The 23,857-nt window shown below is 69.4% G+C and carries 17 protein-coding genes and 1 pseudogene; 11 read left to right on the forward strand and 7 right to left on the reverse strand.

Annotated elements, in window-relative coordinates; all coding sequences use genetic code 11:
* Window positions 1–41: 41 nt before the first annotated feature.
* The 5 genes and pseudogenes from R0146_RS16145 to R0146_RS00800 form a co-directional block, all read right to left on the reverse strand.
* A pseudogene (locus R0146_RS16145) lies at window positions 42–404 on the reverse strand (Fic/DOC family N-terminal domain-containing protein); the annotation flags it as partial.
* A 47-nt stretch (window positions 405–451) separates the two neighbouring features.
* Complete coding sequence (locus R0146_RS00785; RefSeq protein ID WP_317690969.1) at window positions 452–4,252, reverse strand: hydantoinase B/oxoprolinase family protein; 3,801 nt, start codon at window positions 4,250–4,252, stop codon at window positions 452–454.
* Window positions 4,253–4,452: 200 nt separating this feature from the next.
* Window positions 4,453–4,779: a type II toxin-antitoxin system PemK/MazF family toxin gene (locus R0146_RS00790; RefSeq protein ID WP_317690970.1), complete on the reverse strand. Its 327-nt coding sequence runs from the start codon at window positions 4,777–4,779 to the stop codon at window positions 4,453–4,455.
* Window positions 4,776–4,982 carry an antitoxin MazE-like protein gene (locus R0146_RS00795; RefSeq protein WP_317690971.1) on the reverse strand — a complete coding sequence of 69 codons (207 nt, stop codon included), beginning with the start codon at window positions 4,980–4,982 and terminating at the stop codon, window positions 4,776–4,778. The genes R0146_RS00790 and R0146_RS00795 overlap by 4 nt, the downstream gene beginning before the upstream one ends.
* Before the next feature lie 123 nt (window positions 4,983–5,105).
* Entirely contained in the window at window positions 5,106–6,305 is a 1,200-nt protein-coding gene (locus R0146_RS00800) for an ATP-binding protein (RefSeq protein ID WP_411567166.1), read from the reverse strand.
* A 387-nt stretch (window positions 6,306–6,692) separates the two neighbouring features.
* Here R0146_RS00800 and R0146_RS00805 point away from each other — a divergent pair, with 387 nt between their 5' ends.
* From R0146_RS00805 to R0146_RS00835, 7 genes are all read left to right on the forward strand, one after another.
* On the forward strand, window positions 6,693–9,440 hold the full coding sequence (locus tag R0146_RS00805; RefSeq protein ID WP_317690972.1) for a PEP/pyruvate-binding domain-containing protein: 2,748 nt from the start codon (window positions 6,693–6,695) through the stop codon (window positions 9,438–9,440).
* Between the two features lie 212 nt (window positions 9,441–9,652).
* Entirely contained in the window at window positions 9,653–9,961 is a 309-nt protein-coding gene (locus tag R0146_RS00810; protein WP_317690973.1) for a hypothetical protein, read from the forward strand.
* A 489-nt stretch (window positions 9,962–10,450) separates the two neighbouring features.
* A complete protein-coding gene (locus tag R0146_RS00815; RefSeq protein ID WP_317690974.1) occupies window positions 10,451–10,654 on the forward strand; it encodes a hypothetical protein in 204 nt (67 codons plus the stop codon).
* Complete coding sequence (locus R0146_RS00820; RefSeq protein WP_317690975.1) at window positions 10,651–12,102, forward strand: 4Fe-4S binding protein; 1,452 nt, start codon at window positions 10,651–10,653, stop codon at window positions 12,100–12,102. The genes R0146_RS00815 and R0146_RS00820 overlap by 4 nt, the downstream gene beginning before the upstream one ends.
* A gap of 62 nt (window positions 12,103–12,164) precedes the next feature.
* A complete protein-coding gene (locus tag R0146_RS00825) occupies window positions 12,165–13,037 on the forward strand; it encodes an alpha/beta fold hydrolase (RefSeq protein WP_317690976.1) in 873 nt (290 codons plus the stop codon).
* Between the two features lie 167 nt (window positions 13,038–13,204).
* On the forward strand, window positions 13,205–14,776 hold the full coding sequence (locus tag R0146_RS00830; RefSeq protein ID WP_317690977.1) for a hypothetical protein: 1,572 nt from the start codon (window positions 13,205–13,207) through the stop codon (window positions 14,774–14,776).
* A 476-nt stretch (window positions 14,777–15,252) separates the two neighbouring features.
* Complete coding sequence (locus R0146_RS00835) at window positions 15,253–15,639, forward strand: VOC family protein (RefSeq protein ID WP_317690978.1); 387 nt, start codon at window positions 15,253–15,255, stop codon at window positions 15,637–15,639.
* Window positions 15,640–15,711: 72 nt separating this feature from the next.
* Here the strand turns inward: R0146_RS00835 and R0146_RS00840 are convergent, their stop codons facing one another.
* Window positions 15,712–17,313 carry an MFS transporter gene (locus tag R0146_RS00840; protein WP_317690979.1) on the reverse strand — a complete coding sequence of 534 codons (1,602 nt, stop codon included), beginning with the start codon at window positions 17,311–17,313 and terminating at the stop codon, window positions 15,712–15,714.
* Window positions 17,314–17,694: 381 nt separating this feature from the next.
* On the opposite strand from R0146_RS00840, the gene uxaC reads away from it, so the two are divergent.
* The 4 genes from uxaC to R0146_RS00860 are packed head-to-tail and all read left to right on the forward strand — an operon-like array spanning window position 17,695 to window position 22,670.
* Window positions 17,695–19,110: a glucuronate isomerase gene (gene uxaC, locus R0146_RS00845; RefSeq protein ID WP_317690980.1), complete on the forward strand. Its 1,416-nt coding sequence runs from the start codon at window positions 17,695–17,697 to the stop codon at window positions 19,108–19,110.
* Window positions 19,103–20,803 (forward strand): mannitol dehydrogenase family protein, encoded by a 1,701-nt coding sequence (locus R0146_RS00850; protein ID WP_317690981.1) that lies wholly within the window; start codon window positions 19,103–19,105, stop codon window positions 20,801–20,803. Before uxaC ends, R0146_RS00850 begins: the two co-directional genes overlap by 8 nt.
* The gene (gene uxuA, locus R0146_RS00855) at window positions 20,800–21,936 is read left to right on the forward strand and encodes a mannonate dehydratase (RefSeq protein WP_317690982.1); all 1,137 of its coding nucleotides are present in this window, start codon (window positions 20,800–20,802) and stop codon (window positions 21,934–21,936) included. The genes R0146_RS00850 and uxuA overlap by 4 nt, the downstream gene beginning before the upstream one ends.
* A 29-nt stretch (window positions 21,937–21,965) precedes the next feature.
* The gene (locus tag R0146_RS00860; RefSeq protein ID WP_317690983.1) at window positions 21,966–22,670 is read left to right on the forward strand and encodes a GntR family transcriptional regulator; all 705 of its coding nucleotides are present in this window, start codon (window positions 21,966–21,968) and stop codon (window positions 22,668–22,670) included.
* Between the two features lie 49 nt (window positions 22,671–22,719).
* Here R0146_RS00860 and R0146_RS00865 read toward each other — a convergent pair whose 3' ends face one another.
* The gene (locus R0146_RS00865; protein WP_317690984.1) at window positions 22,720–23,832 is read right to left on the reverse strand and encodes a sugar kinase; all 1,113 of its coding nucleotides are present in this window, start codon (window positions 23,830–23,832) and stop codon (window positions 22,720–22,722) included.
* Between the last annotated feature and the right edge of the window lie 25 nt (window positions 23,833–23,857).

The raw sequence follows: 23,857 nt of genomic DNA on the forward strand, positions 1-23,857 counted from the left end.
ATCCGAGCCGGGTGGAGCGGGCACGAACTGCGGTCCTCCGCCCCCAACACCCGCGCCAGCGGTTCGTACGTCCCTTCAAGTGCCGCAGTCGACTGGGCCTCGACGTGGAGCGTCGTCTGCCGGAACAAGGTGGGATTCAGCAACGCACGAGCAGTGCTGTCCAGAGCCGCCAGAGCGGCTCTCGCGTTCGCGACCGCGCGGTAGGTGGTGCCCGCCAACTCGGGTGACTCAGCCGACAAGGGGTGCGGTATGAACGCGGCGTGCATCCACTCGCCGCGGAACATCCGCCACACGACCCCAGTGACAGGAGCGGGGCTGCCGACGATGCACCGCCGTGGCGAACGGAGTGGTGGTGCGGCACCCGGGTGGGCACCTGTGATGAAGGCGCATCCCGATGCTTCCATAGGGCAGAACTATCACCAAATTCTCGATCGCTCCCCCTGCCCGTCATCTATGGCGCCCCATACCCACCGCCGCCCGGCGTCTCGATCACCAGCGTGTCCCCCGGCTCCACCTCGACCGAGTCGCACCCGGCCAGCTCCACGACGCTTCCGTCGGCGCGCTCCACGTAGTTCCGCCCCAGCGCCCCCGGCGAGCCGCCCGCCATCCCGTACGGCGCCACCCGGCGGTGCCCCGACAAGGTACTCACCGTCATCGCCTCGGTGAACTGGATCCGACGGACGCCACCGTCACCGCCGTGCCAGCGTCCCGCGCCGCCACTCCCCCGCCGGATCGCGTACTCCCGCAGCAGCACGGGGAAGCGCCATTCGAGCACTTCGGGATCGGTGAGCCGTGAGTTCGTCATGTGCGTCTGCACCACCGACGCCCCGTTGAAGCCGTCACCGGCCCCCGACCCGGAGCCGAGGGTTTCGTAGTACTGGTGCCGATCGTTGCCGAAGGTGACGTTGTTCATCGTCCCGGCCCCTTCGGCCTGCACCCGCAGTGCGCCGAACAGCGCGCCGGTGATCGCCTGGGAGGTTTCGACGTTGCCGGCGACAACCGCGGCCGGGTAGGTCGGGGCGAGCATCGACCCGGCCGGGATGACGAGGTGCAGCGGGCGCAGGCAGCCGTCGTTGAGCGGGATCTCGTCGGCGACCAGGGTCCGGAAGACGTAGAGCACCGCGGCGGTCACCACCGACGACGGCGCGTTGAAGTTGGTGTCCAGCTGGGGCGAGGTGCCGGTGAAGTCGATGGTCGCACTGCGGGCCGTACGGTCGACGCTGACGCGTACGGCGATCGTCGCCCCGGAGTCCATCGTGTAGCGGTACTCCCCGTCGCCGAGCTCATCGACGACGCGGCGCACCGCCTCCTCGGCATTGTCCTGGACATGCCGCATGTACGCCTGGACGACGTCGAGGCCGAAGTGGTCGATCATCCTCCCCACCTCGTCGACCCCCTTCTGGTTGGCCGCGATCTGGGCGCGCAGATCCGCGAGGTTGGCCTCGGGATCGCGCGACGGGAACGGGGCCTCGACCAGCAGTCGCCGGGTCGCCGTCTCACGGAAGTGCCCACCCTGCCCGCCGTCCACCAGCAGCCAGTTGTCGAACAGTACGCCTTCCTCGTCGATGGTGTGGCTGCGCGCCGGCATGGACCCGGGGGTGACGCCGCCGATCTCGGCGTGGTGGCCGCGCGACGCGACGAAGAACAGGATCTGCTCGCCGGCCTCGTCGAACACCGGGGTCACCACCGTGACATCGGGCAGGTGGGTGCCGCCGTGATAGGGGTCGTTGACCGCGTACACGTCGCCGGGCCGCATCGCCGCGCCCCGGCGCCGGATGACTTCCTTGACGGTGCTGCCCATCGAGCCGAGGTGGACGGGGATGTGCGGGGCGTTCGCGACCAGGCCGCCGTACGGGTCGAACAGCGCGCAGGAGAAGTCCAGCCGCTCGCGGATGTTCACCGACTGTGCTGTCGACTCCAGCCGGAAGCCCATCTGCTCGGCGATCGACATGAAGAGGTTGTTGAAGATCTCCAGCAGCACCGGATCGGCCTCGGTGCCCGCGTCGGGCTGCGCGGGTGCCACCACCCGTTCGGCGAGCAGGTGTCCCGACGCGGTGAGTGTCGCCCGCCAGCCGTCGTCGACGGCGGTGGTCGCGTTCGCCTCGGCGATGATCGCCGGCCCCGTCACCGTCTCCCCGGGCCGCATTCGCTCGCGGTGCCGCAACGGGGCGTCGCGCCACTCTCCGCCGACGTGGACGCGGACAACAGCGGATGGGCCGGTGGTGGCCGGCGACTCGGTGTTGGCGGCGTGGGCGGTGGCGTCGGCCGTGGCGCGGAGACCAGGGCTGACGGCGGCCGGCGACTCGGCGGTGTCAGCCGTGGTAACGGGGCCAGGGCCGCTGGCGCCCGCGTCATCGGCGGACGCGCTGTCACTGGTGTCGGTCGCGTCGGTGCCATCACCCGGCTCGCCGACACGGGACAGATCGGGTTGCTCGGTCAGCCCGATGGCCTCCACCGCGACCGCCCCGGCGATCAGCGGGCGATCCATCAGGAAGGAGTACGTCGCCCGGTGCGCGGCCTCGAACGCCGCGGTCATCGCATCCAGCTCGGCGAGGTCGACCGGGATCGCGGTGTCGGTCCCGTCGTAGCGTACGTGGACCCGGCGGACGACCCGGATCCGCTCCGCCGGGACGCCCTCGGCCCGCAGTTCGGCGCGGGCAGCCTGCTCGAGGGTGTCCGCGACCGTGGCCAACTGCTCCAGCGCGGCCGGCTCAAGACGGACCTCCACCGACTGTTCTCGCATCGCGGTGGTGTCGGCCAGGCCGATGCCGAGCGCGGAGAGCACGCCGGCCATCGGCGGGACGAGCACCGTACGGATCCCCAGCGCGTCGGCGACCGCGCAGGCATGTTGCCCGCCGGCGCCGCCGAACGTGGTCAGCACGTAACGGGTGACGTCGTGGCCCTTCTGCACCGAGATCGTCTTGACCGCAGAGGCCATGTTCGCCACGGCGACCTGCAGGAATCCCTCGGCGACCTGTTCGGGCGTACGGTCATCGCCGGTCGCCGCCCGGATCTCGTCGGCGAGGTCGGTGAAGCGGCGCCGGACGACCTCGGCATCCAGCGGCTGATCGCCGCTGGGGCCGAACACCGCCGGAAAGTGCGCGGGCTGGATGCGGCCGAGCATCACATTCGCGTCGGTCACGGTGAGCGGCCCGCCGTTGCGGTAGCAGGCCGGACCGGGATCGGCGCCGGCCGAGTCCGGACCGACCCGGTAGCGGATGCCGTCGAAGTGCAGCACCGAGCCGCCGCCGGCGGCGATCGTGTGGATGTCCAGCATCGGGGCGCGCAGCCGCACCCCGGCCACCTGGGTGGTGAACACCCGGTCGTACGAGCCCGCCCCGTCTGTCGTGGCCCCGTGTGTAGCGGCGTAGTGGGACACATCGGTCGAGGTGCCGCCCATGTCGAAGCCGATGACGCGGTCGAAGCCGGCCAGGGCCGACATCCGCACCATGCCGACGATGCCACCGGCCGGACCCGACAGGATCGCGTCCTTGCCGCGGAAATGCCGCGCCTCGGCCAGCCCACCGTTGGACTGCATGAACATCAGCCGTACGCCGCGCAGTTGCTCGGCGACCCGGTCCACGTAGCGGCGCAGCACCGGCGACAGGTACGCGTCGACCACGGTGGTGTCGCCACGCGGGACCAGCTTCATCAGCGGGCTGACCTCCGACGACAGGGAGACCTGGTCGAAGCCGATCTCCTCGGCGACCCGGCCGATCTGGCGTTCGTGCGCCGGGTGGAGATAGCTGTGCAGGCACACCACGGCGACCGTACGGATCCCGTCGGCATAGGCCTGGCGCAGCTGTCCTTCGAGCGGGCCGAGATCGGGGGCGCGGAGCACGGTGCCCTGCGCGGTGACGCGTTCGTCGACCTCGATCACCCGCTCGTAGAGCTGCTCCGGCAGCACGATGTGCCGGTCGAAGATGCGGGGCCGGTTCTGGTAGCCGATCCGCAGCGCATCGCCGAATCCGCGGGTGATCACCAGGACGGTGCGCTCGCCCGTACGTTCCAGCAACGCGTTGGTCGCCACCGTGGTGCCCATCCGTACGGCCTCGATGGTTGCCGACGGCACCGGCTCGTCGTCGGCCAGCCCGAGCAGGGCGCGGATCCCGGCGACCGCGGCGTCCTGGTAGCGCGTCGGGTTCTCCGACAGCAGCTTGTGCGTCACCAGCCGCCCGTCGGGTCGGCGCGCCACGATGTCGGTGAACGTGCCGCCCCGGTCGATCCAGAACTGCCACCCGGTATCCATCATCAGAGGCCCTCCGTCCTCGCTGACTGCAGGCATACGCCCTGTTCGGCCGCCGACCACACGGCATACGCCCCCGTGCCCGACCGCTGCCCGACCGCTGCCCGCGGGAACGTTGGGGGTGTGTGATCGACTGAACTTCCATAGGCCTTCCCTATGGAACTGTTGCGGAACCGCACAGACCAGCGCACGTCCCAGAAGGCCCGTCAGCGGGCCAGCCCCAGGAACGTCATCACCGCGCGCTCGACATCGACCAGTAGATCGCTGGTCAGTCGTCCCACGCGGGTCTGCACGTTGCTGCGTCGTACGGTCGTGATCTTGTCGATCATGATGTCGCTGTCGTCCGCCAGCCCGGTGATGCCTCCGGCCATCACCCGGATACGTAGCAGCGGCGCGTCCATCAGCGCCGTTGTCAGCGGAACCACAGTCACCGAATCGGTGGCGTCGAACAGATCATCCTGAACGATGACCGCGGGCCTGGGCTTCGAGGCATACACCCCGCCCGCAACGGTCCACAGCTCGCCGCGCTTCACTCCTCATCCCAGTCCACAGAGATTGCCTCGATGAACTCCTGGTCGTCACCATGACGATCGGCTTCCGCGACTCGTGCCGCCTGGCGCCGAGCTTCGGCCGCAAACTCGGGCGTGCGGACATCAGGCACCCAGACCTGCACCGGGCGGTAGCCGCGGGCCCGCATCCGCTGGCGATACCCACTGACACGATCCTTGACCGACATACCGCAATGTTACATGTAACGCCCGCACAGGAATGAGGTTCAGCGGCGCATCAACCGGCCGAGCCGCCCGACGCCACCAAGCTTTGGCGGAGGGCCGGTAAGGCTCCCACCCAGGCGCCGGCGTCACGCCGCGATCAGATCGTCCGGACCGACGTACGTCACCCCCTCCACCGAGCATCCGGCCCGAGCCACCGCGATCAGCGGCGCATCCACCGGGGCGCCGGGCAGTTGCGTACGGTGAGCGTGCAGGGCTCCCAGGTCATGCCGGTCGAAGGGTGCGTTGTCCAGCCATTTGATCGACCCGAGCGCCAGGATCCGCTTGGCGACAGGGGCGCGGTCACCGACGACGAGGTCGATCTCCGGGGCGTTCGTCCGCGTCCAGTACCCGCGTACGACCCCGGGAACGTCGTCCTCGCCACGAATGACGGCCGGGGCCAGCCGCTCCAGCGCCTCCCGGATGACCGGTTCGACCGCACGCCCGCGCCAGGAGGTCCACGAGGCCCGAATGCGCGCCAGGACCCGGTCCCCGCGGCCTCGCTCGATCTCGTCCAGATGCGGGCCGAGAAAGGCGAGCCAGAAGCGCAGGTACGGATCGGCGACCCGATAGCGCTTGTCCCGCGCCCCCGACCTGGTCGACAACGGCTCGTCCACCGCGACCACCCGCTTCGCGGTCAGCGTCTCCAGGGCCCGACTCAGTGATCCCTGCGGAATCCCGCCCGCCGCCCGGCCGATAGTGGTGAAGGTCCGTTCCCCGCTGCCGATCGCCCCCAACACGACGCGTGCCTGCGCTTCGAACGGGAACTCCGCGGCCAACGACCGCTCCCCGGACACCAGCAGGGCCGAGGTCGGGTCGACCACCGCGGCGCCCAGGTAGTCCGACAGCGATGTGCCCGAAGGCCATTCGCCACAGATCAACGGGAGTCCACCGGTCACCAGGTACGCATCGAACGCCTCAGCCGCGGGCAGGTCGAGCAACTTCCCCACCTCCGCTGGACTCAATGGCGGAACGACCATCTCGGTCGCGCGCTGGTGGAAGGGGCGACCGTACTCGTTCAACGCCTCCATCATCCCGAGGTCCGAGCCGATGCCGATCAGCAGCACCCGCTTGCGGGCCAGTTCCCGGTCGAATGCCCGCTGCAGAGTCCCCTCGAACCCGGGATCCGCGGCGATCACGTACGGCAACTCATCGAACACCACGACGCAGCCGTCATCCGGCAGCGCCGCCCCGAGCAGCCGCAACGCCGCGTCCCAACTGGCCAACTCGACGCCCTCGAACAGGGCTGCCCCGGGCAGGTTCGAGGCCGCCATCTCTTGGGCAAACAACCGCAGTTCCTCGCGTACCGGGCGGCCCGAGGCTGCGAAGAACACCTGCGGTACGCCGGCGCGGTCGACAAATTCTTCGACCAGGCGAGACTTTCCGACCCGCCGGCGGCCACGAATCAGCAACGCTCGGCCGGGCTTGGCATCGGAGTCTGCCCGAACACCCTCCAAGAGTGCGGTGAGCTTGGTGAGCTGGAGCTGCCGACCGACAAACATAACTCTCCCTAAAGTTAGTCTCATTGATGAGAGTATCATCAATGAGACTTGTGGCGGCAGTGCTGTCACTCCCCCTCCGAGTCTCCGTCATCGACCGATACGCCGGCATCAATGCTTGGACCAGCGGCGCGGCCCATCGCAGAGTGGCGCACCCCGCAGGACTAGGCTCGCCCCATGTCCGGTCAGGATGCGTACGTCACTGCCCTTTCCGACGCCGGCGGGGTCGCCTCGGCCGGTGGCAAGGGAGCCAATCTCGGCGAACTGGTGCGGGGAGGCTTTCCCGTGCCGGACGGGTTCGTCGTGACCACAGGGGCGTACGACCGATTCGTCGCCGACAACGATCTCAGCGACCGCGCCGCAGCCCTGGCCGCCGAGGGCGACACCACCTCGGCCGCCGACGGCGGGACCACCGCGATCGGCGCCCTCTTCGAGGAGGCCACGTTCCCGCGGGAACTGGCGGCGGCGATCACCGAGGCGTACGCCGCGCTCGGCGAGGGACCGGTCGCCGTACGCTCCTCCGCCACCGCCGAGGACCTTCCCGGCGCGAGCTTCGCCGGCCAGCAGGACACCTACCTCAACATCGTCGGCGCCGACGATGTGCTCGATGCGGTCCGCCGCTGCTGGGCATCACTGTGGACGCCACGGGCGGTCGCCTATCGCGCCCACCGGGCTGACGCGATCGCGGGCACCAGCGCGGGCGGCCCCGGCACCACCGACGCAGCCGCTGACACGGCCAACGACAGACTGAGCATCGCCGTCGTCGTGCAGCGCCTCGTCCCGGCCGACGTGTCCGGCGTCCTGTTCACCGCGAACCCCGCCACCGGGCGTCGCGACGAGACCGTCATCACCGCCGCCTGGGGTCTCGGCGAGTCCGTCGTCGGCGGCCGCGTCGAACCCGACGAGTACGTCGTCCGGCCATCCGTCGACGGCCCGCAGGTCACCGTACGCGTCGGCGACAAGCAGGTGATGACCGTCCCCACCGAGGCCGGCGCCGACGAGATCGCCACCCCCGACGACCGCCGCCACGAGCGCACCCTCACCGACCCCCAGGCCCTCGACCTCGCCGCGCTCGGCGCGCGGGTCGCGGCGCACTTCGGCGTCCCCCAGGACATCGAATGGGTGCTGCACGACGGCGGGTTCCAGCTCGTCCAGGCCCGCCCGATCACCGCACTGCCCGAACCGACCGGCGAGGTCCCGACCAGTTGGCCGGTCCCCCGCCGCGGCAGCCTCTACTTCCGTGCCAGCATCGTCGAGCAACTGCCCGACCCGCTCAGCCCACTGTTCGCCGACCTCGCCCGGACGGCCGTCCCCCGCGGCCTCAACGGCCTGATGGGCGAGCTGTCCCCCAAGGCCACTGCGCTCGACGCCGACTTCCCGACCATCAACGGCTACGCCTTCTACGACTACAGCCGCACCGCGTTCCTCGGGATGCTGTCGCTCAGCCCAGGCCTGCTCAAGGTGATCGGCGAGAAGGGGTTCGTCCTGGACCGGTGGCGGGACCGCGAACTGCCGCGCTACCGCGCCACCGTCGCCCGCTGGGCCGACCGCGATCCTGCCGCGCTGACGGCCGCCGAACTGGTCCACGGCATCCAGGACCTGGTCGATGCCGGCTGCCTCTACTACACGACGGTGCAGACCATCATCCCCGTCGCGTCGATGGCCGAGCTCACCTGGACGACCCTCTACGACCGCGCGCTGCGCCGCCGCGGCGATGCGGCCGCCACCGACTACCTGCTCGGTTTCAACTCCACGCCGATCGCGGTGGAGAAGTCGCTGGCCCGGCTCGCTTCCTGGTGTCGTACGGCCGGGCTCACCGACGCGCTGCTGTCGCCGGACACCGACCCGCTCGCCGCCGAGCCGCCGGCCGGGGCGAACGCGGCAGCGTGGGCGGGCTGGCGCGAGCGGCTCGACGCACATCTGGCGGCGTACGGCCACACCACCTACAACCTCGACATCATCAACCCGGTGCCGGCCGAGGACCCGACCCCGGTGCTCCAGGCGCTGCGCTACCAGTTGGGCGGCACCGCACCCGACCCGGTCGTACGCCAGCAGCGGCTGGCCGAGCGGCGCGAACACCTGACGCGCGACCTGCTGGGGCGGCTGGATCCGGCGCGTCGGGCGCTCGCCCGCCACCGCCTGACGTCGGCCCAGCGGTGGGCGCCGATCCGCGAGGACGCGCTCGCCGCGATGGGACTCGCCTGGCCGACCATCCGCCGTCTCGCCCTCGAGGCGGGCCACCGACTGACCGACGCCGGTGCGCTGGCCGGGCCGGACGAGGTCTTCTGGCTGACGCTGGCCGAGCTGATCGATCTCGGAGCGCGGGCGGAGGCTGGGGAGACACTGCCGAGTCAGGCGGCGGTCATCGCCGAGCGGCGAGCCACCTGGCGGGGCCAGGCCCAGGCGACGCCGCCGCAGTATCTCCCGGAGAGCCGCGCGATGAAGGCCTGGGAGAGCTTCCTGCCCGCCAAGGAACAGGCATCCGGCCCGGTGCTCGCGGGGACGACGGGGTCCGGGGGCCGGGTGACCGGGCACGCCCGGGTGCTCCGAGGACCGGCCGACTTCGCGGCCTTCGTCCCCGGAGAGATCCTCGTCGCCTCGATCACCACCCCGGCGTACACGCCGCTCTTCGCCCAGGCCGCGGGCGTGGTGACCGACATCGGCGGCGTGCTGAGCCACGGCTCGATCGTCGCGCGGGAGTTCGGCATCCCGGCCGTCCTGGGCACCGGCGCGGCGACCAAACGGATCGCGACCGGCGACCTGATTACCGTGGACGGCGTCGCGGGCGAGGTGCGGCTCGAGGGCGCCCCGGAGGCGGCGGAGGAGAAGCGCTCCGGACGGCCCGTCCTCGTCGCGGGAGCGGTGGTGGCCGCGTCGATCGGCCTGGCGCTGGCTGTCCGCGCCCGGCGGCATCGTCGGAGGTGAGCCCGGCATGCGGCTACGTCGTCGGGGGGTGAGCCCGGCGCCCGGCACCACCGTCGGGGGTGAGCCCGCAGGCCGTGGCGCCCGGGCGACACCAGGCCCGCGCGTTGCCGGTGCCGCGCCGTGACGGCCGCCCTACACTTCCACCACAGTGACCTCTGGGGGTGCCGCACGACTCCCAGAGCCCCGACGACGCCGCGCGAAGGAGCGAACCGATGCCATCCAGAGACGGCTCCACCCCCATCGAAGCCGACCTGGTCGAGCACTTCGGCGAGGCCCGGATCCCGCCTGGGAATCGGCCGAGGCGCGAGAGCCGCTGGGACAAGACGCTCCAGGTGCGGCTGCCCGTCGAGGACTGGGAGGCGTTGGTGGCTGAGGCGGAGAAGCGCGGTCTTCCGGTCTCCACGATGGCCGGCGAGTTGCTGATCGCGCAACTGGCCTCCCTGGGCACCTCCACCCCTGGTCTGGTCGCCAGGATCCGGGCCGATCTCGACACGCTGGCATCCCGACTCGAAGCGGAGTGATCGAGGTCCGTACGCCTCCTGATGGCCGGACCCGAGGGATGTTGACCGCATCTTCACCGAACGTGCACAGGACGTAGAGGAACGGCCTGAAGGCTTTCCGGGACCACACGATCCTGGAGGCCGCCGTTGAACACCTGTCCGCGACCCAGAACCGCGCTCTACCTCGCCGCCGTCGCGCTCGCCGTACCTCTGACGCTTGCGTCCGGTCCCGCACCGGCCAGTGCCAGCCCGACGCAGGCACCGACCCCAGCGGTCTCCGCCGCTGAGACGACCGACATGTCGGGGCACGACATGTCCGGGCACGACATGTCCACGATGACCACGGAGGGCTCGTCGACGATGTCCCACGACCACTCCGCCGGCACCGGCACCGCGGAGAGTGTCGCGCCGGGGTCCTCGGACTCTCACACCGGTGGGCACAGTTCAGGTCATGACACCACGGGACACGACACGGGCGGCACGTCCGGGCATGGATCCGCGTCGGTCACCGTGGTCACTCCCGACGCAGCCGGCCGCTTGGCCGTGCTCGGCGGCTTCGGGGCGCTGAACCTCCTCGTCCTGGCCACGGCGGGCGTCCTCCGGCTGAAGGGTCGAGGAGCCCGCGCGGCCAGGCTGGCGCAGCGATCCGTACGTTCCGCACGGGTCGTCGCCGGCCCGGCCCGCACCGACGACCTCTCCGGGGGAAACGCATGACCAGACAGGAACTGACCACGACCCCGGAGCCCGAGCAGCAGCCCGACGAGCGCCGGCGGCTGCCCCTCATCCCCGTGCTTCCGCCGGACACGACGCCCGAGCCGCGCGGCAGGAACCTGCTGGACGTTCCGCTGGTCCGCCGCGTGATGACGAGCCCGCTCTATCCTCGGGTGTTCCAGTGGGCGGTGCTGGCGGGCTTCGTCTTCGTCGGCTACCAGCTGCTCGCCGGGCCGGAGTCGGCCCACGAGAACATCGGCACCGTCCTGATGTGGGTGATCTGGTGGCCGTTGATCCCCATCGTGTTCTTCCTGATGGGTCGCTTCTGGTGCGCGATCTGCCCCTTCGCCACCCTGAACGACTGGGTCCAGAAGGTCGTCGGCCTCGAACGGCCCGTCCCACCCTTCCTCAAGAAGTACGGGATCTGGCTCATCGACGCGTCCTTCATCGCCATCACCTGGGCCGACCACATGTGGGGCGTCGTCGCCTCGCCCTGGGGCTCCGGGGTGATGGTCCTGCTCCTGACGACCGCCGTGGTCGTCTCCGGGGCACTGTGGCAGCGCCGGGCGTTCTGCCGCTACCTGTGCTTCCTCGGCGGCGTCGCCGGCAACTACTCCCGGACCGCCATGGTCACCCTGCGGGCCGACCAGGACATCTGCAAGACCTGCAAGGCCCGCGCCGTCTGCTACAACGGCAGCGCCGACGTCCCCGGGTGCCCGCTGTTCTCCTTCCCCCGCACGCTGGACTCCAACGCCACCTGCAACCTGTGCGCCAACTGCATCAAGAACTGTCCGAACGGCGCCATCTCGGTGACCGTGCGCAAGCCCACCCAGGAACTGTGGTTCATGGACAAGCCGCGGGTCGAGGTCGCCTCCCTCGCGATGGCCATCATGGGCATCGTCCTCATCCAGAACCTGTCGATGCTCAGTGTCTGGCCCACCATCCTGGCGGCCATCGGCAGTGTCATCGGGACGACGTTCTACCCGATCGTGTTCACTGTCGCGTTCGTCATCGCCATCGCGCTCCCGGTCGGCCTGCTTGCCCTGGCATCCAAGGTGGCCGCGACGCGCAGCGCCGAGGGCATCTGGCAGAACTTCGCTCGCTTCGGCTACGCCCTCATCCCCCTCGACGTCGCCGCCCACATGGCGCACAACCTGTTCCACCTGCTGTCCGAGGGCAAGGCCGTCTTCTACACCGCCTTCCCGCTGTTCGGTCTCGGCATGCCCACCGACTCGCCGGCACTGCTCGGGCCGGCGGCGATCCAGGTGCTGCAGTTCACCCTCCTCGCCCTCGGGATCGCGGGCTCGCTCTACACCTGCCACCGCATCGCCCGCCGCCGCTACCCCGGAGGCGTCCATCGCGGTCTCATCTCCCCGTACTACGCGCTCGTCACCGCCCTGGGTCTGCTGAACATCTGGATGTTCACCCTGCCGATGCTGCACCGCGTCTGACCTGGGGCCGCCATGTCGGTCATGATGGAGATCACACCACCTCCGCTCGGCGGGAGACCGACATGTCAGCCATCTCGACGCACACGCTGCGGGTGCCCGGGGCCACCCTCACCTACGATGTCCGCGGCGTACTGCCGACGACCGACCGGCCTCCGCTGCTGATGATCGGCCAACCGATGGGCGCCGAGGGGTTCGGCACGCTCGCGTCGCACTTCCCGGAGCGGACCGTGGTCACCTACGATCCGCGCGGACTGGGGCGCAGCACGCGGGACGACGGCCGCAGGGACAACGACCCTGCGGTCCAGGCCGAGGACCTGCATGCCCTGATCGGCGCCCTCGGCTCGGGACCGGTCGAGGTCTTCGGCAGCAGCGGTGGGGCGGTGACCGGGCTGGCCCTGGTCACCGCGCATCCCGACGACGTCAGCACCCTGGTCGCCCACGAGCCGCCGCTGCTGGCCGTGCTCCCCGACGCCGACCGCGCCTTCGCGGCCGAGCGGGCGGTCCGGGAGGCCTACCACGCCGGCGGATCCGGAGTCGGGATGGCGCAGTTCATCGCAATGTCCATGTGGCACGGCGAGTTCACCGACGCGTACGCCGCCCAGCCCGCAGCCGACCCGGCCGCGTTCGGCATGTCCGCCGACGACGACGGCCGCCGCGACGACCCCCTGTTGTCCGGTGTCTCCGACGCGGTGACGCACTACCGGCCGGACGTACGCGCCCTCACGTCGTCCCCGACACGCCTCGTCATCGCAGCCGGCGTGCAGTCCACCGACACCATCACCGGACGTACGACGGCAGCCCTCGCGGAGGCGCTCGGGCTGCCGCTGACGATCTTCCCGAGCCACCACGGCGGATTCCTGGGCGGCGAATACGGCCAGGCCGGGGAGCCCGATGCCTTCGCCGCCAGACTCCACGACGTGCTCGACACCGCCTGACCATCTCCGGCGCGGCCTGAGCTCTCCCCACTCGATGCCGTCCCCCTGCCGCGATCGAACTCCGAGACGGCGGCGTGTCCGGCGACCAATCCCAGGCAGGGGCATTGCCTGTGGCGGCTCCACGAGACTCAGGTAATCTTCAGGTTGCCGATCGAAGGGGGCCGCGCATGTCATCGTCAGAAGAGGGAACCGCCAACGCAGCAGTGGACTTGCGTGATGAGCCAATGGTGAGTCTGGTCGAGTTCGCGCCGGGTATGGCCGTGCTCTTCGCGGACCAGCCACCGAGCGGCTTCGAGCTGATCCCCTTCGAGGGGCTGGGTACCGAAACCACCAAGGTGCTGACCGACAAGTTGGCTATGGCCTCAGGCCTCGGCAACGTAGCCGTGCAGGGCTCACAGGGTCTGATCCAGGCACAGGGACTGGTGCGCCTGGCACCCGAGACAATGCTGGCGCTCCAAACAGCGCAGCCAATGACGTCGGGCGGCTGGAACCTCGGTGCGCTCGTCAACAGCAACGGGCAGATCGCCCACTCGGTGCGCTGGGCGCCGGCGACGGGTGTGCAGTCCGCCACAATGCTCACGGCTCTCGGACCGGCGGCCGCCCTCCTGGCACTGCAGATGCAGCTGGCGTCCATCTCACGTCGGGTCGATGAGAACATCCAGCTCACCCGCGACGTTCTCCAGGCGCTGCACGAGGATCAGTGGGCGACCCTGCTTGGCCTGTACGAGACGACGATGCGCGCGGTGCGCGAGGCCCAGGCGGTCGGTGCGGTCAACGACCACATCTTCGATGCCATCGCCCCCAGGGAGGCTGACCTGCGCAAACAGCGGCACCTCTTCATGTCGCTGATTCGCGGGCACCTCGAGGCGCTCGACACTGATGCTGCGGGTAGGCGCGACTACCTTCAGAAGCACATCGAGCAGATCGTCGCCGACTCGCACGGGATGCTCATGGCCGAGGGCTCTTGGTATCGCGCGCAGGTGCTGCGCTCCGGTCATATCAGCCGCGACGGGGCGACCGCTGAGAACGAACGTCTTCTAGAGGAGCTTGTCTCCGAGACTCAGCGCGAACACACCCGGGCCATGGATGAGATTGCGCAGCTTCTTACCCAGCTCGAGCGTCAATGCCGTTTGATGGCCGAACTGCCGGGCGAACGCAGTCTGCCGTTCACAGCCAAGCGTCAGAACATGCGTGACGCCGCTGCCATGGCCGAAGCGTTGGCTAGGCGGGTTGCCGAACTGCGCGACATCATCCACACACAACCCCCGACGCTGGATCCGGCTGTCACGGTGTTCCACGAGGCTGTGCCCGAGGATGTCCTGCGGATCCTGCGTTGGGCTGTGCCCGATGAGGGACCCGTCCTGGCTATCGCCGACGTCAATCGCGACCGCCTTGTCGGCGACAACGCCTACCTCGGAGTAACCCCTGAGCGCTGCTTCATCTCGGCACAGAATGCGGTGCGCAAACAGGGCCTGATCGAAGAAGACTTCCTGCTCTCGGATATTCGTTATGTGCGGTTTCGCGAGCGCGACAAGCAAGGTCCCGTCCTAGACATCATCACCAACGACGAGAACATCAGGATCACGTTCGACGCTTGGGCTACCAAGGGACAAGGCTTGGACGACGCCCGTCGGCTGAGCAATCTCCTTGCCGCGGCAATGAATCTTCCCGAAGACGAGCGACGCACCGACCCCCTGCTGAATGAGACGTCATCGGGGCAGGCGGCCCTCACCACCTAGCCGAAACGTCCCGGCAGTGGAGGTCGCTCCGCCATCAAGGGCTGACGGCACCCCTGCCGTATCGCATTGGTAGCGATGCCAAGACCGACGCGGCGCTTGAAAGGCGCACGAACAGACCGGCCACAGGCGACCCCAATTGACTACAGTGGTCGATCTCCGGCGCACCCGAACGCCGGGGTCAGAGTTTCCCGTGCGCCCGGGTCGGCACCGACCTTCTGGACGAGCGGCATAGGTGAGCCCGCTCAGGGGTTTCACCCAGAAGCCGAAGCGTGAGTCTCCCGACGCCGCTCGTACATATCCAGGCAGCGCGCCACGATCAGCGCCACCCGGGAAACGGTCACTGTCCCAGCTTCCATAGCGAACACCTATGGCGGGATTCTCGACCACCATTCCTGCATCGGCGAGGCCGAACGACGGCATGGCGCACATCCTGGAGGGCAGGAGGCACCATGGAGAGGGCAGGAAGGAGCATCGGCATGACCGTCACGCTCAACCACACCATCGTCAACGCGACCGACAAGCACGCCTCCGCCGCATTCCTGGCCGAGGTGCTCGGCCTCGCTTCCCCGGTGACCTACGGGCCGTTCGTCGTCGTCCAGATCGGAGAGACCTCACTGGACTTCGCCGACGACCATGCGCCGCACGGTTTCCAGCGCCAGCACTATGCCTTCCTCGTCTCCGAGGAGGAGTTCGACGCGATCTGGGGCCGCATCAGGGCGCGCGGCCTGACCTTCTGGGCGGATCCGTACCATCACGCCGAGGGCACCATCAACCACCACGACGGAGGACGTGGCCTCTACTGGAAGGACCCCGACGGCCACAACCTGGAGATCATCACCGTCCCGTACGGCGGCAGGCGCTGAGTCCGGCCCAGCAAGCGCCAAGGCGCCAGGACGGGGATCACCCGTCCTGGCACCGCCGCGACGAACAGTGGATCAGGCTGTGGTGGTGGCCTTCGTGGCCTCCGCCACCACCTCGGGCCACAGGTTCTCGTACGTGTGACCGGTCAGCTGCTCGACGACCTTGCGGGTCTCGGGGGTGACGTCGGCCTTCGAGCCGCCCTCCTCGAGCCGCTGGATCTCCGTACGCAGCACGGCGTGCGTACGCGCGTCCAAGTGGATGAACCGCGACGTGATCAGCGCGATCGCGATGAGCACCATCGGCAGGAAGACGGTGACGGCCGCGATGACGTGGTTGGCGGTCGCGGTCTGCACCAGCGGGCACGCGGTGGTGCACGACGGATCCTGCTTGACACCGCCCGCCGTCCCGGGCTGCAGGAAGCCGCCGAGGCTGAGCAGCCAGGCCACCAGCAGCGTGGCGACCGCACCGGTCGACTTGCGGCCGAAGGTCATCACCGCGGCGTAGATGCCGGCGCGGTGCTGGCGGCTGATGAGGTAGTCCACGTCCGGGATGAACGGGTAGACGTTCCACGGCGTGAACTCAAGGATGGCCCGCCCGCACTGGTAGGCGAGACCGACGACGACCAGCAGCGCGATCGTCGACGACGGCTTGAACAGGTAGATGGCGCCGAAGGCCAGCAGGCAGGCGATGATGATCGAGAACGACGTGGCCCACAGGAAGCGCGGCCCCTTGCGGATCATCAGGAACCCGGCGGCGATCGTCACCGGCAGGCCGATGATCGACAAGGCCTGCAGCGTCAGGCCGAACGTCTCCCCACCCTCGATCGCGTACACGATGAAGAACGTCAGGGCGGTGGAGAACACGTCCTTGCCGGTGAACGAGAACAGGTACACCACCAGGTGCTTGACGAAGCTGACGTTGGTGAACGTCGTCGCGAAGTCGACGAAGGTCTTCTTGAGCATCGCGCCCACACCGAGCCGCGGCTGGGCATCGAGCTCCGCGACGAACTCGGGGGTGAGCTTGCGCTCCCAGGTGGTGAAGTAGGCGATCGCAATGGCGGCAGCGAACAGCACCGTGCAGATCAGCCCGGCGATGAAGAAGGCGTTGGGGTTGTGGGTCGCCTTGACCTGCGCCGGGATGTAGAAGACCAGGAAGGTGCCGGTGGCCGACAGGAACATCCGCGTCGAGCTCAGCTTGGTGCGCTTCGTGTAGTCGGCGGTCATCTCGGTCGGCAGCGTCTCCCACGGGATGAGGATCATCGCGATGATGATCTCGGTGGCGAGGTAGACGAGCAGGTAGTACCAGTAGCCCTGCGCGGACACCCACAGCAGCGGGAAGACCACGAGGAGCAGCGGGCAGCCGATCAGCAGCAGGAAGTGGCGCCGACCGTACTTCCGGCCGACCCGGGTGCGGTAGAGGTTGTCGGTGAGCGGGCCGATGAACAGGCTGGCCACCGCGTCGACGATGCGCGCGATGAACAGGATCGAGCCGGCCTGGAGTGCCGTCACATGACCGTACGTGGTGAAGAAGTACAGCATCAGGCCGCTGACGATGGTGTTCCAGCCACCACCCATCAGGTCGACGACGCCGTAGCCGACGCTGCGGGCGAGCGTGATCGGCTTCGCCGTGTAGACGCGTCGCGTCGAGTAATCCGTTGTTTCCTGCCGGGAGCTCACGACACCACGCTCCCGCTTCGCAGGGCGGGTCCGCAGTTCCCCGCGATCCCATGGCGGCGGAGGCAGGTTCCTCTGCGCATCTCCAAGCTTCCTCTCCATCGAGTAAGCCCTGGGGGTCGTCCCTCTCAGCGGTGTTCGTGGGGGTCTGGCACCAGACCCGCCGCCACTGAGTGTAGGTCCTGACCGTAGGGCGACTGTGTCCTACGCCGGCAAGCTGCCGTGCGCACTAGAACGCTACCATGGTAGCGTACGTCTGTCGACGGAGCCGGACCTGTCGATCGAGCCATCGATCGGCAGGCAGCCCACGCTCACTCAAGGAAGAGTTAGGAGTAGGGAAATGGACAGGACCCAGATGCAGTGCCGCACGGAAGGCGGAGCGCGATGAAGCAGTTCCTCGGCGAGGACTTCCTCCTCGACACCCCGGCAGCCATCCGCCTCTACGACGCGGTCGCCGACCTGCCGATCATCGACTACCACTGCCACTTGTCGGCCCAGGAGCTGCACGAGGACCGGCTGTTCCGCTCGCTCACCGACGTGTGGCTCGGCGGTGACCACTACAAGTGGCGGCTGATGCGCGGCGCGGGTGTCGCGGAGCGGTTCATCACCGGCGACGCCACTGACTGGGAGAAGTTCGAGCAGTGGGCCGGCGTGCTCCAGCGCGCGATCGGCAATCCGCTCTACCACTGGTCCCACCTCGAGCTGCGCCGCTTCTTCGGCATCGAGGACACCATCACCGCCGCATCCGCCCGGTCCATCTTCGACCGGGCCAACGAGCTCCTCGCCCGCCCGGACTTCAGCCCGCGCCACCTGGTGCGCAAGAGCAACGTCGAGATCGTCTGCACCACCGACGACCCGCTCGACCCGCTGACCCACCACGAACTGCTGGCCGCCGACCCGAGCTTCGAGACCCAGGTGCTGCCCGGCTTCCGGCCGGACGCCGTGCTGCGGATCGAGCGCAACACCTTCCTCCCGTACGTCCAGCGCCTGGCCGAGGCGACCGGCCACGAGATCGTCACGCTGGACGACCTCGTGGCGGCCCTCGGCGTACGGGTGCAGTTCTTCGCCGACCACGGCTGCCGCGTCGCCGACCACTCGCTCGAAGTGTTCCCGAAGACCCCGGCCACCGACGCCGAGGCCGAGGCCGCACTCGTCGCGCGCCTGGCCGGCGAGACCCTCACCCCGGAGCAGACCGGCGCCTTCCACTGGGTGCTGCTGACGAAGCTCGCGGCGCTCTACCACCAGCAGGGTTGGGTGATGGAGTGGCACCTGACCGCGCTGCGTGACGCCAGCCGGCGCTTCCTCGACGCGATCGGCCCGGACACCGGCTTCGACGCGGTCGGTGAGGACATGCCGATCTACGCGGTCGCCCGGATGCTCAGCGATCTGGATGCCGCCGGAGAGCTGCCGAAGACGCTGCTCTTCACCCTCGACGAGAACGCCAACAAGCAGTTGGCCGTGCTGGCCTCGTGCTTCCCGGCCGAGGGTGTCAAGGGCAACGTGCAACTCGGCAACGCCTGGTGGTTCAACGACACGATCGCCGGAATGACCGACCAGATCGCCACCTTCGCCGAGGTCGGCCACCTCGACGCGGCCGTCGGCATGGTCACCGACTCCCGGAGCTTCCTGTCCTACCCGCGCCACGAGTACTTCCGCCGCATCGTCGCCGACCTTGTCGGGGGCTGGATCGAGTCCGGGCTGTACCCCGATGAGGAGACCGCCGCCGCGGTGCTGCGTGGCGTCTTCCACGACAACGCGATCGACTACTTCGGCTTCATGGAGGGGTCCGCCGATGAGTGAGCCCCGGACGGACACCCGGACCGCCGCGGCATCCGAGCCGCTGCGCCTCGAGGACGCGGCGTCTCGGCTCGATGCGTACGCCCGCGCGGGATTCGCGGTGCCCGGGTACGACATCACCCGGATGCGGGAACGGACGACGACGCATCCGGCCTGGGTGCACCTCGGCCCCGGCAACTTCTTCCGCAGCCTGCACGCGACGGTCGCCCAACAGCTGCTCGACACGGGGGCTCTGGACACCGGGATCGTGCTGGTCGGCACGCACGACCCCCGGACGATCGAGCACTGCCATGCGACCGACGAACTGTTCGTCAACGCGGTGATGGACGCCGACGGCGGCGTCGCGCCGACGCTGGTGGCGAGCGTCGCGGAGAGCCACTTCGTGTCCGCCGGGACGACGGAGGCCTGGGCTCGGCTCGTCGAGGTCTTCACCGCCCCGTCGCTGCAACTGGTGACCCTGACCATCACCGAGAAGGGCTACCGGCTGCGGGATCCCGCCGGCGACCTGCTGCCCGCGGTGGCGTACGACGTCGAGCACGGGCCGGGCGGCGACACCCACGCGATGGGCGTGCTGACCGCCCTGCTCTGGGAGCGGTTCCGCGCCGGCGGGCAGCCGATCGCGGTGGTGAGCACCGACAACTTCTCCGAGAACGGACTGCGCCTGTCGGCGTCGGTGTGGGAGCTCGCCGAGCTGTGGGCGGCCCGTGGGCACGTCGACCGGGGCTTCGTCGACTACCTGCGCGATCCGCAGCAGGTCGCCTTCCCCTGGTCGATGGTCGATCGGATCACTCCGGTGCCGTCGCCGCGGGTCGCCGAGGCGCTCGGCCGTCTCGGGCTCGCCGACACCGCCCTCGTCACCCGCGAGGGCGCCTCGCCGCTGGCGTCGTTCTCGAACACCGAGGAGATCTCCTACCTCGTCATCGAGGACAGCTTCCCCAACGGCCGCCCGGCACTGGAGCGCGGCGGCGTACGCCTCGCCGACCGGGAGACGGTCAACAGGGCCGACCGGATGAAGGTCTGCACCTGCCTCAATCCGCTGCACACCGCGATGGCGGTCCTCGGGTGCGTGCTCGGATACACCTCCATCGCGCAGGAGATCGGCAACCCCGACGTCCTCGGGCTGGTCAGGGGCATCGGGTACGCCGAGGGGCTGCCGGTCGTCGCCGACCCGGGCATCATCTCTCCGCGGGACTTCCTCGACGAGGTCGTCACCCGCCGGCTCCCCAATCCGGGCATCCCGGACACGCCGCAGCGGATCGCCACCGACACCTCCCAGAAGGTGGGGATCCGCTTCGGCGAGACGCTCACGGCCCATGCCGCCCGCGGCACCGGCACGTCGTTGCGGTTCATCCCGTTCGCGATCGCCGCATGGATCCGCTACCTGCTCGCCGTGGACGACGAGGGCCACCCGTTCGACCTCAGCCCGGATCCGCTGGCCGACCACCTGCACCGCTTCGTGGCCGACCTGCGGGTGGGCGACCCCGACACCCTCGGCGAGCACCTGCACCCGCTGCTGTCGAACGCCGAGCTCTTCGGGCTCGACCTGTACGCGGCGGGTGTCGGACCGACCGTCGAGGGATACGTCCGCGCGCTGATCGCCGGACCCGGAGCGGTCGCCCGGACGCTGCACGAGCTCGTCACCGACAGTGCGATCACCACAGACCACCACCTCACAGAAGGGGCAGACGAACGATGAAGATGTCATTCCGCTGGTTCGGCGAGAAGGACGACACGATCCCGCTGTCGTACATCCGACAGATCCCGGGGGTGGAGACCATCGTCGGCGCTCTCTACGACGTGCCGGTCGGCGAGGTGTGGCCGACCGAGAAGATCGCGGCGCTGAAGGCGCAGGTCGAGGGCGTGGGCCTCGCCCTCGAGGTGATCGAGAGCGTCAACGTCCACGACGACATCAAGATCGGCGCGCCGACCCGCGACCGCTGGATCGAGAACTACCGGCAGACCATCCGCAACCTTGCCGAGCACGGCATCAAGGTCATCTGCTACAACTTCATGCCGGTCTTCGACTGGCTGCGGACCGACCTGTCGATGCAGCTGGCCGACGGCTCGTACGCGATGGCGTACGACCGGGCACTCGCCGCCCGGATCGACCCGGAGGACCTGCTGGAGCGGACGGCGTCGGGCGCCGGCGGCGTGATGCTGCCGGGCTGGGAGCCGGAGCGGCTCGCGGACCTGCGACAGCTGTTCGAGGCGTACGCCGACGTCGACGAGACCGCGCTGCGGGCCAACTTGCAGTACTTCCTCGAGGCCATCATCCCGGTCTGCGAGGAGGTCGGGATCACCATGGCGATCCACCCGGACGACCCGCCGCACAGCCTCTTCGGACTGCCCCGTGTGGTGAAGAACATCGACGACCTCACCGCGATCGTCGACATGGTCGACAGCCCGCGCAACGCCCTCACGGTGTGCACCGGCAGCCTCGGCGAGAACCCGGACAACGACGTCGTCGCGATCCTGCGTCACTTCGTGGCGCGCGACCGGGTGGCGTTCGTCCACGCCCGCAACATCAAGTGGACCGGCGACGGCAGCTTCCACGAGTCGGCGCACCTGTCGCGGGAGGGATCACTCGACCTCTACGAGATCATCCGGGCCCTCTACGAGAACGGGTTCGACGGGTACATCCGCCCCGACCACGGCCGGATGATCTGGGACGAGGTCGGCCGGCCCGGCTACGGCCTGTACGACCGTGCCCTCGGCATCGCGTACCTCAACGGACTCTGGGAGGCGGTGGAGAACAGCGCCGTCCGAGGAGCCGTCACCGCCCCGCAGCGTCCCACCGTCGCCGGTGCCGCGCCGGTCGGCAGCCGGTGAGCCGGCGGAGATAGGGCACAATCGGACACATGTCGGCCGCCTTGAACCTTCGCGCTGCCCGGCGCCGCGGGGAGAACACACGTCGCCTCGTCTACGACTTCCTGCGGGAGCGGATCGTCGACCTGCAGTTGCCGCCCGGGGAGCCGCTGTCGGAGGCCGACATCGCCGAGCGTCTCGGCGTCAGTCGCACACCCGTCCGGGAGAGCCTCATCCTGCTGTCGGAGGAGGGGCTGGTCGACGTCTATCCGCAGCGAGGGAGCTTCGTCGGGCCGATCCGCCTGGAGGAGGTCCTGTCGGCCCAGTTCGTCCGGGAGACCCTGGAGTGCGCCTCCCTCGATTCCGCGGTCCCGCGGGTCGGGGGAGGCGAGGACGCCCCGTTGCGGGCCCTCATCGACCAGCAGCGCCGTGCGGACGAGCGACAGGACGTCGACGAGTTCTTCGCCCTCGACGAACGGTTCCACCAGCAACTGATGGCGCTGGGTGGGCACGAGACGGCGTGGCGGGTGGTCGCCCAGGCCAAGACCCAGCTGGATCGGGTGCGGCACCTGTCGCTGCCGCGCATCGAATCGCTCGGCCGGCTGATCGACCAGCACCAGGAGGTGCTCGACGCCGCGGCAGCGGGCGACACGCCCCGCGCCGTCGCCGCACTGCGGGCGCATCTGCGCCTGGTGCTGGCGGATCTCGATCTGATCCGCGGTCAGAATCCGGAGTTCTTCGCCGCCGACGACGAGTAGACCGACGACCTGCTCGTCGTCGGTCTACTCCTCGTCGGCCGGCCGCGCGTCAGCGATCCACCCGCGCGCTGCCCCCGCCCGCCAGCTTGATGACCTCCTTGAGGGTCGCCATCGAGGTGTCCCCGGGGGTGGTCATCGCCAGCGCACCGTGGGCGGCACCGTAGGTCACCGCGGTCTCCAGGGATTCGCCGGTGAGCAGGCCATGGACCAGCCCGGAGGCGAAGGAGTCTCCCCCGCCGACACGATCCAGGATCTCCAGTCCGTCGCGTTGCACCGCCTGGACCAGTCCGCTCGAGCGGGACCAGGCGACGGCGCCCCAGTCGTTGACCGTGGCGCTGCGTACGCCCCGCAGGGTGGTCGCGATCACCGAGATGTTCGGGTAGGCAGTGGCCACGTCGTCGATCATCCGGCCGAACGACTCCACCGGGAGCTCGGTCAGCCGGTCGTCCACGCCCTCGACCTCGAAGCCGAGCGCTGCGGTGAAGTCCTCCTCGTTGCCGATCATCACGTCCACGTACTGGGCGAGTTCACGGTTGACGGTGCGGGCCTGCGCCTGGCCACCGATGGCCTTCCACAGGCTGGGACGGTAGTTGAGGTCGTACGAGATGACCGTGCCGTGTTCCTTGGCCGCCCGGAGGACAGCAGCACAGGTCGTCGCCGCCTGCTCGGACAACGCCGCGTAGATGCCCCCGGTGTGCAGCCAGCGCACCCCCAGCTCGCCGAAGAGGTGATCGAGATCGAGCTCGTCGGGTGTCAGCTGGGACACGGCGGTGAGGCCGCGGTCGGAGACCCCCACGGCGCCGCGGACGCCGAAGCCGCGCTCGGTGAAGTTCAGGCCATTGCGGACCGTACGACCGACGCCGTCGGACGCGACCCAGTGGATGAATCGGGTGTCGACGCCACCGGCCATCATCAGGTCTTCCACGAGGTGGCCGACCTCGTTGTCGACGAGCGCGGTGAGAGCCGCCGTACGATGCCCGAAGACCTTGCGGAGGCCGCGGACGACGTTGTATTCGCCGCCACCCTCCCAGGCGTCGAACGACCGGGCGGTGCGGATCCGCCGCTCCCCCGGATCCAGGCGCAGCATCACTTCGCCGAGGGACACCGCGTCATAGGCGCAGTCGGTCGCCGGGCGGACGGTGAGTCGTGGCGCGTCGGTCATCAGCGTTCCTTTCGTGGTCGCGATG

The organism is Raineyella sp. LH-20, from assembly GCF_033110965.1.
Lineage (GTDB): Bacteria > Actinomycetota > Actinomycetes > Propionibacteriales > Propionibacteriaceae > Raineyella.

Excerpts from the sequence above, each read along its gene's own strand:
- R0146_RS00785 (WP_317690969.1), bottom strand. The coding sequence starts at position 4,252 with ATGATGGATACCGGGTGGCAGTTCTGGATCGACCGGGGCGGCACGTTC.
- R0146_RS00795 (WP_317690971.1), bottom strand. The coding sequence starts at position 4,982 with ATGTCGGTCAAGGATCGTGTCAGTGGGTATCGCCAGCGGATGCGGGCC.
- R0146_RS00805 (WP_317690972.1), top strand. The coding sequence starts at position 6,693 with ATGTCCGGTCAGGATGCGTACGTCACTGCCCTTTCCGACGCCGGCGGG.
- R0146_RS00810 (WP_317690973.1), top strand. The coding sequence starts at position 9,653 with ATGCCATCCAGAGACGGCTCCACCCCCATCGAAGCCGACCTGGTCGAG.
- R0146_RS00820 (WP_317690975.1), top strand. The coding sequence starts at position 10,651 with ATGACCAGACAGGAACTGACCACGACCCCGGAGCCCGAGCAGCAGCCC.
- R0146_RS00825 (WP_317690976.1), top strand. The coding sequence starts at position 12,165 with ATGTCAGCCATCTCGACGCACACGCTGCGGGTGCCCGGGGCCACCCTC.
- R0146_RS00830 (WP_317690977.1), top strand. The coding sequence starts at position 13,205 with ATGTCATCGTCAGAAGAGGGAACCGCCAACGCAGCAGTGGACTTGCGT.
- R0146_RS00835 (WP_317690978.1), top strand. The coding sequence starts at position 15,253 with ATGACCGTCACGCTCAACCACACCATCGTCAACGCGACCGACAAGCAC.
- uxaC (WP_317690980.1), top strand. The coding sequence starts at position 17,695 with ATGAAGCAGTTCCTCGGCGAGGACTTCCTCCTCGACACCCCGGCAGCC.
- R0146_RS00850 (WP_317690981.1), top strand. The coding sequence starts at position 19,103 with ATGAGTGAGCCCCGGACGGACACCCGGACCGCCGCGGCATCCGAGCCG.
- uxuA (WP_317690982.1), top strand. The coding sequence starts at position 20,800 with ATGAAGATGTCATTCCGCTGGTTCGGCGAGAAGGACGACACGATCCCG.
- R0146_RS00860 (WP_317690983.1), top strand. The coding sequence starts at position 21,966 with ATGTCGGCCGCCTTGAACCTTCGCGCTGCCCGGCGCCGCGGGGAGAAC.
- R0146_RS00865 (WP_317690984.1), bottom strand. The coding sequence starts at position 23,832 with ATGACCGACGCGCCACGACTCACCGTCCGCCCGGCGACCGACTGCGCC.